Source organism: Amycolatopsis sp. lyj-346 (assembly GCF_046548975.1).
Classification (GTDB): domain Bacteria; phylum Actinomycetota; class Actinomycetes; order Mycobacteriales; family Pseudonocardiaceae; genus Amycolatopsis.
The window spans coordinates 18,204-29,045 of record NZ_JAJPWT010000031.1 but is presented as its reverse complement, the minus strand read 5'-3'; the positions used below and the strand labels follow the sequence as shown (position 1 = coordinate 29,045).

At 71.2% G+C, this 10,842-nt stretch carries 11 protein-coding genes and 1 pseudogene; 9 read left to right on the top strand and 3 right to left on the bottom strand.

Annotated features, from left to right (window positions below; genetic code table 11):
* From ACLJQE_RS43995 to ACLJQE_RS43985, 3 genes and pseudogenes are all read left to right on the top strand, one after another.
* A pseudogene (locus ACLJQE_RS43995) lies at positions 1 to 303 on the top strand (catalase); the annotation flags it as partial.
* A gap of 145 nt (positions 304 to 448) precedes the next feature.
* Entirely contained in the window at positions 449 to 2,632 is a 2,184-nt protein-coding gene (gene glgX, locus ACLJQE_RS43990) for a glycogen debranching protein GlgX (protein ID WP_410645814.1), read from the top strand.
* 71 nt (positions 2,633 to 2,703) lie between these two features.
* Positions 2,704 to 3,144 (top strand): SRPBCC family protein, encoded by a 441-nt coding sequence (locus ACLJQE_RS43985; RefSeq protein ID WP_410645813.1) that lies wholly within the window; start codon positions 2,704 to 2,706, stop codon positions 3,142 to 3,144.
* A 72-nt stretch (positions 3,145 to 3,216) separates the two neighbouring features.
* On the opposite strand, the gene ACLJQE_RS43980 is transcribed toward ACLJQE_RS43985, so the two are convergent.
* Entirely contained in the window at positions 3,217 to 3,696 is a 480-nt protein-coding gene (locus tag ACLJQE_RS43980; protein ID WP_410645812.1) for a DUF4383 domain-containing protein, read from the bottom strand.
* A gap of 221 nt (positions 3,697 to 3,917) precedes the next feature.
* On the opposite strand from ACLJQE_RS43980, the gene ACLJQE_RS43975 reads away from it, so the two are divergent.
* From ACLJQE_RS43975 to ACLJQE_RS43960, 4 genes are all read left to right on the top strand, one after another.
* Entirely contained in the window at positions 3,918 to 4,367 is a 450-nt protein-coding gene (locus ACLJQE_RS43975) for a hypothetical protein (RefSeq protein ID WP_410645811.1), read from the top strand.
* Positions 4,364 to 5,539: a zinc-dependent alcohol dehydrogenase gene (locus ACLJQE_RS43970; protein ID WP_410645810.1), complete on the top strand. Its 1,176-nt coding sequence runs from the start codon at positions 4,364 to 4,366 to the stop codon at positions 5,537 to 5,539. The genes ACLJQE_RS43975 and ACLJQE_RS43970 overlap by 4 nt, the downstream gene beginning before the upstream one ends.
* Before the next feature lie 94 nt (positions 5,540 to 5,633).
* The gene (gene ctaD, locus ACLJQE_RS43965) at positions 5,634 to 7,406 is read left to right on the top strand and encodes a cytochrome c oxidase subunit I (RefSeq protein ID WP_410645809.1); all 1,773 of its coding nucleotides are present in this window, start codon (positions 5,634 to 5,636) and stop codon (positions 7,404 to 7,406) included.
* Positions 7,384 to 7,623, top strand: coding sequence for a hypothetical protein (locus ACLJQE_RS43960; RefSeq protein WP_410645808.1), 240 nt, complete (start codon positions 7,384 to 7,386; stop codon positions 7,621 to 7,623). The genes ctaD and ACLJQE_RS43960 overlap by 23 nt, the downstream gene beginning before the upstream one ends.
* A gap of 52 nt (positions 7,624 to 7,675) precedes the next feature.
* Here the strand turns inward: ACLJQE_RS43960 and ACLJQE_RS43955 are convergent, their stop codons facing one another.
* Positions 7,676 to 8,518: an SDR family oxidoreductase gene (locus tag ACLJQE_RS43955; protein ID WP_410645807.1), complete on the bottom strand. Its 843-nt coding sequence runs from the start codon at positions 8,516 to 8,518 to the stop codon at positions 7,676 to 7,678.
* 167 nt (positions 8,519 to 8,685) lie between these two features.
* Here ACLJQE_RS43955 and ACLJQE_RS43950 point away from each other — a divergent pair, with 167 nt between their 5' ends.
* On the top strand, positions 8,686 to 9,123 hold the full coding sequence (locus ACLJQE_RS43950) for an Hsp20/alpha crystallin family protein (RefSeq protein ID WP_410645806.1): 438 nt from the start codon (positions 8,686 to 8,688) through the stop codon (positions 9,121 to 9,123).
* 81 nt (positions 9,124 to 9,204) lie between these two features.
* On the top strand, positions 9,205 to 9,429 hold the full coding sequence (locus ACLJQE_RS43945; protein WP_410645805.1) for a hypothetical protein: 225 nt from the start codon (positions 9,205 to 9,207) through the stop codon (positions 9,427 to 9,429).
* Between the two features lie 103 nt (positions 9,430 to 9,532).
* On the opposite strand, the gene ACLJQE_RS43940 is transcribed toward ACLJQE_RS43945, so the two are convergent.
* The gene (locus ACLJQE_RS43940; protein ID WP_410645804.1) at positions 9,533 to 10,750 is read right to left on the bottom strand and encodes a PP2C family protein-serine/threonine phosphatase; all 1,218 of its coding nucleotides are present in this window, start codon (positions 10,748 to 10,750) and stop codon (positions 9,533 to 9,535) included.
* Positions 10,751 to 10,842: the final 92 nt, after the last annotated feature.

Genomic DNA, 10,842 nt, shown 5'->3' with positions numbered 1-10,842 from the left:
GCCATCGAAGAACTCAAAGCCGACGGCCTCGAAGAAGACATCGCCCCGGGCGCCCTGCTCGACGAAGAAGACCAAACCCACAACCACACCATCTGGCACCTCTCCGACGGCCCCGACGGCGCCAAGGGATCCAGCTGGACCACCGCCGCCGGCATCGAATACCTCATGGACCCCCAACCCCTCGGCGGCCCCGGCACCGCACCCAAACCCGACCCCGCCCTCTACGGGACCTACGCGCCCCTGCAGGACGCCAAGGGCACGGCCAAGGGCAAGGCCAAGGAAGTCAAGAACAAGCTGACCTGACGCCCACCGGCGCATCGGCGCGGGACCGCGGTACACCCGGTCCCGCGCCGGCTGGTGCGTCCGGGTGGAGAGGGCGACGTCACGGTGTCCGGGACCGGCGGGCCGGGTATCCCCGCCGGAGATCCCTCGCACCTGTGGAGGCCCAGTGCAGCCTTGGCCCGGTTCCCCCTACCCGCTCGGAGCCGATTACGACGGCGTCGGCACCAACTTCGCGCTCTTCTCCGAGGTCGCTGACCGCGTCGACCTGTGCCTGTTCGCCCCGGACGGAACCGAGACCCGGATCCGGCTGCCGGAGGTCGACGGCTTCGTCCACCACGGCTACCTGACCGGCGTCGGTCCCGGCCAGGAGTACGGCTACCGGGTCCACGGACCGCACGATCCCGCCCGCGGGCTGCGGTGCAACCCCGCCAAGCTGCTGCTCGACCCGTACGCCAAGGCCGTCACCGGCCGGGTGGACTGGGACGAATCCGTGTTCGGGTACCGGTTCGGCCGTCCCGGGGAGCGCAACGACGACGACTCGGCGGCGCACACCGTCCGCGCGGTGGTCGTCAACCCGTACTTCGACTGGGCCAACGACCGGCCGCCGAAGGTGCCGTACAACGAGAGCGTCATCTACGAAGCCCACGTCCGCGGGCTGACCAAGCTCCACCCGGACGTTCCGGAGGAGCTGCGGGGGACGTACTCGGGGCTCGCGCACCCGGTCATGATCGAGTACCTCAAGACCCTCGGCGTCACGGCCGTCGAGCTGATGCCGGTCCACCAGTTCCTGCACGACCACGCCCTCACCGAGCGCGGCCTCGCCAACTACTGGGGCTACAACACCATCGCCTACTTCGCGCCGCACAACGAATACGCCGCGTCGATCCTGCCCGCCACGCCGGGCAGCGAGGTGCACGAGTTCAAGGCGATGGTGCGGACGCTGCACGAGGCGGGCATCGAGGTCATCCTCGACGTCGTCTACAACCACACGGCCGAGGGCAACCACCTCGGGCCGACGCTGTCCATGCGCGGCATCGACAACCAGGCCTACTACCGGCTGGTCGAGAACGACCCGCAGTACTACATGGACTACACCGGCACCGGCAACTCGCTCAACGTGCGTCAGCCGCACACCCTGCAGCTCATCATGGACTCGCTGCGGTACTGGGTGACGGAGATGCACGTCGACGGCTTCCGGTTCGACCTCGCCGCCACGCTGGCCCGCGAGTTCTACGACGTCGACCGGCTGGCCACGTTCTTCGACCTGGTGCAGCAGGATCCCGTGGTGAGCCAGGTGAAGCTGATCGCCGAGCCGTGGGACGTCGGCCCCGGTGGCTACCAGGTCGGCAACTTCCCGCCCCTGTGGACGGAGTGGAACGGTGCCTACCGGGACACCGTCCGGGACTTCTGGCGGGGCGAGCCGGCGACGCTGGGCGAGTTCGCGTCGCGGATCACCGGCTCGTCGGACCTCTACCAGAGCGACGGCCGCCGCCCGTTCGCGTCGATCAACTTCGTCACCGCGCACGACGGCTTCACCCTGAACGACCTGGTGTCGTACAACGAAAAGCACAACGAAGCCAACGGCGAGGACGGCCGGGACGGCGCCGACGACAACCGCTCCTGGAACTGCGGCGCGGAAGGCCCGACCGAGGACGAGAAGGTCCTCGACCTCCGGGCCCGCCAGCGCCGGAACCAGATCGCCACGCTGCTGCTGTCGCAGGGCGTGCCGATGCTCCTGCACGGCGACGAACTCGGCCGCACCCAGCAGGGCAACAACAACGCCTACTGCCAGGACAACGAGCTGTCCTGGGTGGACTGGTCGCTGCTGGACCGCAACCGCGAGCTGTTCGAGTTCACCTCGGCCGTCGTCGACCTCCGCCACCAGCACCCGGTGTTCCGCCGCCGCCGCTTCTTCGCCGGTCGCCCGATCCGCCGCGGCGACGAGCTGCGCGACATCGCTTGGTTCACCCCGGCCGGCGACGAGATGACCGACCAGGACTGGGAGGCCGGTTTCGGCCGCAGCATCGTGGTCTTCCTCAACGGCACGGCGATCCCCGACCTCGACGCGCGCGGGGAGCGCGTGCAGGACGACTCGTTCCTGCTCTGCTTCAACGCCCACGACGACGACCTGACGATGACGATCCCCGACGGCGGCTACGGCGAGGAGTGGGCCATCGTCCTCGACACCGCGACGGGCGAGGTGTTCCACCGCTCCGTGGGCGGCATCCTGGTCGGCGGGGTGGCCGGCGACCGGCTCGCGACCCCGCGCACGGTGCCGGGCCGGGGAACGCTGGTGGTCGGCGGCCGGTCGCTCACCGTGCTGCTGCGCACCAAGGAACAGGACGGGTAACCCCGGGCACGCGGGGTAGCCGGGGCGCGGCGGCGGCGACCCGGCTGCCGCCGCGTGCACGGGAGGCACCCATGGACAAGGCGACGTACCGCATCGAAGTCCACGCTCCGGCCCAGGCCTGCTACGACTGGTGGCGGCCGCTGACCCGGCTGCCGGAGATCTTCTCCGACGTCGAATCCGTCGAGGCGATCACCGGCGACGGAACGCGGACGCGCTGGAAGGTGGCGGGCCCGGCCGGCTCCACCGTCGAGTGGGAAGCGCGGATCACCGAAGACTCCCCACCGCACCGGCTCGCCTGGACCACGGTCGCGGAGGCCGACCCCGACGTCGCGAACGCCGGCGTCGTCCGCTTCGAGGACAAGGGCGACGGCGTGACCGAGCTGGAAGTCGCTCTCGAGTACGCCCTGCCCGGCGGGAAGATCGGCGAAGCGGTCGCGGCGCTGCTGGCGAACCCGCAGAACAAGGTCGAGCGGGCCTGCACCGAGTTCAAGCGGATCATCGAAACCCGGTGACGCGGCACGGGACGTCGGCGGGCCGGCACGAGCAGCCGCCGACGTCCCTGGTGACCACGCGGTGCGTGGGAGTCAGCCGAGGCCGGGCCCCCGGGCGGCGTGCGGCCCCGGACCGGCCGCGCGGCCCGCGCGGGCGGTCAGCAGGCCGAGGGCGATCATGCCGGCGCCCAGTACCAGGTGCAGCCAGTTGTCCGCGGTGTTGACGGGCACGAAGTTCGCGTCGCTGCCGTGGTCGATGAGCAGCCCGTACAGCCAGAGCACCAGGTAGATCGCGCCACCGGCGACGAGGAACAGCCGGGCGCCGCGCGGGGTGCGGGCCGCGGCCAGCCCGGCGACGCCGAACAGCAGGTGGACGATGTTGTGGAGCACCGAGACCATGAACAGGCCGAGCAGCATGGCCATCGAGTCGTGGCCGGCGAAGCTCAGCCGGTCGTAACCGGTGGTCACGCCCGGGATGAAGCCGAGCACGCCGACCAGCAGGAAGACGACCGCGACGACCGCGGCGGCGACCTGCACGGGTGTCCGGGTGCGGGCGGGGGTGGCGGTGGGCATGGCGGTTCCTTTCGGCGATCCGCGCCGCGGCCCGTGGCCGGCCGGTGGACGGCGCTACGCCGGACGGCATACCCGGCCGGACCGGCGTCAATCCCCGATCGGGTCTCACTCCGGTTGCGGACACCCCGGCGCCGCAACCGGACGGTGTTTCCGCGTGTGTCGGGCGGCGATCCGGGAAGCCCCGTCCCGACCGTGGCATCGAGGAGAATCGAGGACCCGGCATGAAATGGCCGATCGGAGCACTCGCCGTGGCGGGGATCGCGGCGGGCACCGCCGCGGCGCGGCGGAAGTCACCGGAGGTGGATCGCTGGCTCGGCGTGACCGTCAACCTGCCCCCGGACGAAGTCGAGAACGACCCGCGGCTGCGGGAGGCGTTCGCGGAGCTCGCGGACGACGCCGAGACGCGGGTGCGTCCCGCCCCCGGCGGGCGCGGCACGGAACTGGCGGCCAAGCCGCGGCAACCGGCGGCCGCCGGCCTGGGCGGCGCCGCCCGGCGGCTGGCCGGCCGCGATCCGCGGCAGCCCGTGCGCAGCGCACTGCGGGACGTCAAGTCGGTGCTGGAGACCGGGGAAGTGCTCCGCACCGACGCGCCGACGACCGGGAAGCCGACGCCGGGCGGGCTGCTCCTGCGGCTGGCGACCCGCCGCGCGGGTGGGGAGGGACGGCTGTGAAGGCACTGTGCTGGGAAGGCGTGAACCGGCTTTCCGTGGCGACCGTCCCCGATCCGGAGATCCGCAACGAGCAGGACGTGCTCCTCAAGGTCACCGCGACCACGACCTGCGGCTCCGACCTGCACCTCATCGGCGGCTACATCCCGGCGATGCAGGCCGGCGACGTGCTCGGCCACGAGTTCCTCGGCGAAGTCGTCGAGGTCGGCTCGCAGGTCCGCAGGCACAAGGTGGGCGACCGGGTGGTCGTCTGCTCGTTCATCGGCTGCGGCCGCTGCTGGTACTGCGCCCACGACCTGTGGTCGCTGTGCGACAACAGCAACACGAACCCGGGCATCGGCTCGGCGCTGTTCGGCTACGAACCCGGCGCCGTCTTCGGCTATTCGCACGCCATGGGCGGCTTCCGCGGCAGCCACGCCGAGTACGTCCGGGTCCCCTTCGCCGACTACGGCGCCTTCCCGGTGCCCGAAGGCCTCGACGACGACAGTGCGTTGTTCGCCTCCGACGCGGTCCCGACCGGCTGGATGGGCGCGGATCTGGGCGGCGTGCAGCCGGGTGACGTCGTTGCCGTGTGGGGGTGCGGCGCGGTCGGCCAGATGGCGGCCAAGGCGGCCATGCTGCTCGGCGCCGAACGGGTGTTCTCGATCGACCGGTACGGCTACCGGCTGCGGATGACCGAGCAGCACATCGGGTCGGAGACGATCGACTACACCACCACCGACGTCGGCGCCGAGTTGCGCGAACGCACCGGCGGCCGCGGGCCGGACGTCTGCATCGAGGCCGTCGGCATGGAAGCGCACAGCGCCGGGGTGCACCACGCGTACGACCAGGTCAAGCAGCAGCTGCGGCTGGAGACCGACCGGCCGGACGCCGTCCGCGAAGCCATCTACGCCTGCCGCAAGGGCGGCACGGTGTTCGTCCTCGGCGTCTTCGCCGGCGTCGTCGACAAGTTCCCGCTCGGTGCCGTCATGAACAAGGGCCTCACCGTGCGCGGCGCGCAGCAGCACGGGCAGCGCTACGTGCCGATGCTGCTCGACCGGATGGCCCGCGGCGAGCTGCCGACCGGCCACCTGGCCACCCACCGCATGCCGCTGGCCGAGGGCCCACGGGCCTACGACCTGTTCAAGCACAAGAAGGACGACTGCCTGCGCGCCGTCCTGCACCCGAGCGGCTGACCGCACCGGGAACCCCCGTTCGCCGCGTGTATCCGGCCCACGCCCGGGTACGCGCGGCACAGCCCGTTTCCCGGCCACGGCAGGTGGGAGTTCGATGACCGACACGGTGACACGCCCGGCCCCGATCCCCCACCGGCCGGTGTGGCGGGGCCCGCGCGGTGCGACGATCCTGAAGACCCTCCGCACCACCGACCACAAGACGATCGGGGTGCTGTACCTGACGACGTCGTTCGGGTTCTTCCTGATCGGCGGCCTGACGGCGTTGCTGATGCGCGGCGAACTGGCCCGGCCCGGCCTGCAGTTCCTGTCGCCGGAGCAGTACAACCAGCTGTTCACCATGCACGGCACGATCATGCTGCTGCTCTACGCCACGCCGAACCTGTTCGGGTTCGCCAACTTCGTGCTGCCGCTGCAGATCGGCTCCCCGGACGTCGCGTTCCCCCGGCTCAACGCGTTCTCCTACTGGCTCTACCTGTTCGGCGGCCTGGTCGTCCTCTCCGCCTACGCCACGCCCGGCGGCCCGCCCGACTTCGGCTGGACCGCCTACACGCCGCTGTCCAACGCCATCCACTCCCCCGGCGTCGGCGGCGACCTGTGGATCTCGGGGCTGATCGTCACCGGGCTCGGCACCATTCTCGGCGCGGTCAACATGATCACGACCGTGGTGTGCCTGCGCTGTCCCGGGATGCTCATGTGGCGCATGCCGATCTTCACCTGGAACATCCTGTTCACCTCGGTGCTGATCCTGCTGGCGTTCCCGATCCTGACCGCGGCGCTGTTCGGGCTGCTGGCCGACCGGCACCTCGGCGCGCACGTGTTCGACCCGGAGAACGGCGGCGCGATCCTGTGGCAGCACCTGTTCTGGTTCTTCGGCCACCCCGAGGTGTACGTGGTCGCGTTGCCCTACTTCGGGATCGTCACCGAGATCATCCCGGTGTTCAGCCGCAAACCCCTGTTCGGCTACAAGACGATGGTGTTCGCGACGATCGGGATCACGGCGCTGTCGGTGGCGGTGTGGGCCCACCACATGTTCGCCACCGGCGCCGTGCTGCTGCCGTTCTTCTCGATCATGACGTTCTTCATCGCGGTGCCGACCGGGATCAAGTTCTTCAACTGGATCGGCACCATGTGGAAGGGGCAGCTGACGTTCGAGTCGCCGATGCTGTGGTCGGTCGGCTTCCTCGTCACCTTCCTGCTGGGCGGGCTGACCGGGATCATCCTCGCCTCGCCGCCGCTGGACTTCCACGTCCACGACAGCTACTTCGTCGTCGCCCACTTCCACTACGTGCTCTTCGGCACGATCGTCTTCGCGACCTTCGCCGGCATCTACTTCTGGTTCCCGAAGATCACCGGCCGGATGCTCGACGAAGGACTGGCGAAGTGGCACTTCTGGACGACGTTCATCGGCTTCCACACGACGTTCCTCATCCAGCACTGGCTCGGGGACGCCGGCATGCCGCGCCGCTACGCCGACTACCTCTCCAGCGACCTGTTCACCGGGATGCACATGGTGTCCACGGTCGGGGCGTTCCTGCTGGGCCTGTCGGTGCTGCCGTTCATCTGGAACGTCTTCAAGAGCTACCGCTACGGCGAACCCGTCGACGTCGACGACCCGTGGGGCTTCGGCAATTCGCTCGAGTGGGCGACCACCAGCCCGCCGCCGCGGCACAACTTCCTCGAGCTGCCCCCCATCCGCTCGGAGCGCCCGGCGTTCGAGCTGCACTACCCGCACATGGTCGAGCGGATGCGCGCCGAAGCCCACCTCACCCGCGGGCACCCCGGCGGCAAGCCGTCACCGTCCGAGATCGCCGCGGGGGCCACCCAGCCCGACGAGCAGGGCGAAAGTGACGACCCCCGCGGCCGCTGACCCGGGCCCGCCGCTCAGGGCGTGGGAACGGCGGCGGCTGCGCGGCATCGAGCGGAGCCTGCGGGCGGGCTCCCCGCGACGGCTGCTGCTGTGCCTGGCCTTGGACGCCGTCGCGCTGGCGCTGCTGGCCGCCGGGATCTTCCTGGCCCTGCCGTGGCTGTTCGCGGCGTGCGTGGCCGGCCAGATCGCCGTTTGCCTGCACCTGGAGCGGCGTTGAGCGAGAGGAAAGCCGCCGGAACCGCACGGCTCCGGCGGCTTTCCCGTTCGGGTCAGAGGATCGGCGCGCCGCCCGTCACCGCGACGCGGGCCCCGGAGACGTAACTGCCGTCGTCGGAGGCCAGCAGCACGTACACCGGCGCCAGCTCGGCCGGCTGGCCGGCGCGGCCCAGCGGTACCTGCTCGCCGAAGGACTTCACCTGCTCCTCCGGCATGGTGGCCGGGATCAGCGGCGTCCAGATCGGTCCCGGCGCGACGCTGTTGGCCCGGATCCCCTTCGGCCCCAGCAGCTGCGCCAGCGCCGCGCACATGTTCGCGATGCCCGCCTTCGTCACGTCGTAGGGCAGCAGCTGCGGCGTCGGGCTGTCGGAGTTCACCGACGAGCTGCCGATGATCGACGCCCCCGGCTTCATGTGCGGCACCGCCGCCTTGGCGAGGTGGAAGAACGCGCTCAGGTTGATGGCGAGGGTGCGGTCCCACTCCTCGTCCGGGATCTCTTCCAGGGTCTCGTGGCTCATCTGGAAGGCGGCGTTGTTCACCAGGACGTCGAGCCGGCCGAACTCCTCGACCGTGCGGGCGACCAGGGCCCGGCAGTGCGCCGGATCGGCGACGTCGCCGGGCACGACGACGGCCTTGCGCCCGGCCTCCTCGACCCAGCGGCGCGTCTCTTCGGCGTCCTCGTGCTCGTCCAGGTAGGAGACCAGCACGTCGGCGCCTTCCCGCGCGTACGCGATCGCCACCGCGCGGCCGATCCCGCTGTCCGCCCCGGTGATCAGCGCGGCCTTGCCGGTCAGCTTGCCGGAGCCGCGGTAGGTGTGCTCGCCGTGGTCGGGCCGCGGCGTCATCGCGGCTGTGGTCCCGGGCGGGGTCTGCTGCTGGGCGGGCTGCTCGGACACAGGTGGCTCCTCGGATACGGGGAATGGATCTCCCCTCTCGTGTTCCCGCCACCCGGCGAATCATTCTGTCATCTTGATGATGACTTCATACTTGTCATCGTTTGGATGACATATTAGAACAGTAGTGCGTGTTGACACCCGTCGTCGAAGCCAGAAGGAGGACACCGATGTTGATGCGCACCGACCCGTTCCGTGAGCTGGACCGCCTGACCCAGCAGGTCCTCGGCACCGCCGGAACCTGGTCGAAGCCGGCCGCGATGCCGATGGACGCCTACCGCGCCGGCGACGAGTTCGTGGTCTGCTTCGACCTGCCCGGCGTCGCCCCGGACGCCATCGAGCTCGACATCGAGCGCAACGTGCTGACGGTCAAGGCCGAGCGCCGTCCGCTCCCCGGCGGGGACAACGTCGAAATGCACGTTTCCGAGCGGCCGCTGGGGGTGTTCTCGCGCCAGCTGTTCCTCGGCGAAAGCCTCGACACCGACCACATCGCCGCCGACTACGAGGCGGGTGTGCTGACGCTGCGCATCCCGGTCGCCGAGAAGGCCAAGCCGCGGCGCATCGAGATCAGCGGCACCCAGTCCGACCGCAAGGAAATCCAGGCCTGATGAACGACAAGGCCCGCGCCGCGGCGGAGCATCTTCGCCGCGGCCGCGGAACTCGGCACCACCCGCCAGGAGGCGATCCTCGTGACCCGGGCGGTCCACGCGGTCAAGAAGGGCCGCCCGACCGACGTCGCCCTCACCGACACACCCCAGCACCGGCGGCGCAGGCTCGCCCACGTGGCCGGCCCCGGACCTCGACGCGGACGAGGTGCTCGCGGCGGTGACCACCGCGGGACGGACGGCCACGCCCGAGCACCGCCCCGCGGCGGCGGCCTGACCCCGGGCGAGCCGGAGGCGGCGGCCGCGTGATCCCGGCCAGGCAGCCGGAAACCGTCGGTGGTCACCGGTAGCGTGGAAAACGGGGGGCGCCCCCGCGCGTGCCCTGCTCACGTCCCGGGCGGCGAACCCCGCGCTACCGCGTTCCGTCGGTGCTGCGCACGGTCACCGACGACCCCTTCCCGGTGCCGGACAACGGCGTCGGACCGAACCAGTCCAGGCAGACCACCATCGCGTCGTCCTCGGCCTGGCTGCCGTGGCGGCGGGTGGACAGCTCGCGCAGCATCGCGCCCGGCACGTGCGCGGCCGGCAGCTCCGCCGTCGCCGTCACCGCCTCGGCGAGCTCGCGGTCTCCGTACCGCTCGCCGTGCGGGCCGAGCGCGTCGTAGACGCCGTCGCTGACGAAGACGAACCGGTCGCCGTCGGCGGCCTGGAAGCCTTCGAGCGCGTAGATCGTTCCGTCGAACGTGCCGAGCGGGAGCTGCTCGTCGAACACGATCCGCTCGGCCTTCCCGTCGCGCAGCCGCCAGAGCCGGGGCGAGCCGGCGTCGACCACCGTGACCGCGCCGGTGCGGAGGTCGAACTCCAGCAGCAGCGCGGCCACGTGCTCGGCGCCGCGGTAGTGCGCGTAGAGCGCCTGGTCGGCGAGCTCGGCCTGCGCGTCGAGCGGGATCCCGGCGCGCCGGGCGTTGCGCAGCGCGTTCACCGCGAGGTTCGTCAGCAGCGCCGCTTCGCTGCCCTCCCCCATGCCGTTGATCAGCGTGACGGCGAGCTTCCGCGCGGACGCCGACCAGTCGAAGCAGTCGCCGTAAATGGCGTAGGCGGGCTCGAGCTGGCCGCCGAGCGCGAATTCGGCGCGGGTGCAGGCCCGTCCGGGCAGCAGCTGCCACTGCATTTCCGCGGCCAGCGTCAGCCGCGAAGACCGCCGGGCCTGGATGTAGAGATCGGTGTCCCGGTCGGCGACGAACAGCTCGTGGGCCACCGCTTCGGCGAACCGCTCGAGCTCGGCCCACACCGGCGGGTCCGGTTCGCCGGGCAGGGTGACGGCGAGGACGCCGAGCCGGTCGCCGCGGACGCTGACCGGCAGGTAGCCGGTGACGCGATCCCCGTCGCGGGCGAACGTCGCCGTCTGCGCGAGGAACGCCGCGCCCGGAGTCGTGCCGTCGACCGGGATCGGCTCCGTCGTGTACGGCCGTTCGCCCACCTGGCACAGCTCGGTGAGCGCGTAGTCGGCCATCAGGAGCTCGACCGCCTCGGCGCCGAAGTGCTCGCCGAGCCCCGAGCGCAACGCCCCGGGCAGGTCGTGCGGCGGTACGTCACGGAGGAGACGCTCCACCGCCAGGGATCTGTCCAACGCCTGCCTCCTGCTCGCGCGCCCGTGCCGCGGTCGGTCCTGTCGAGTCTGCGCCGCTCCGGCGCGCCGGTCCACGGCGAGTCGCGTGAGCT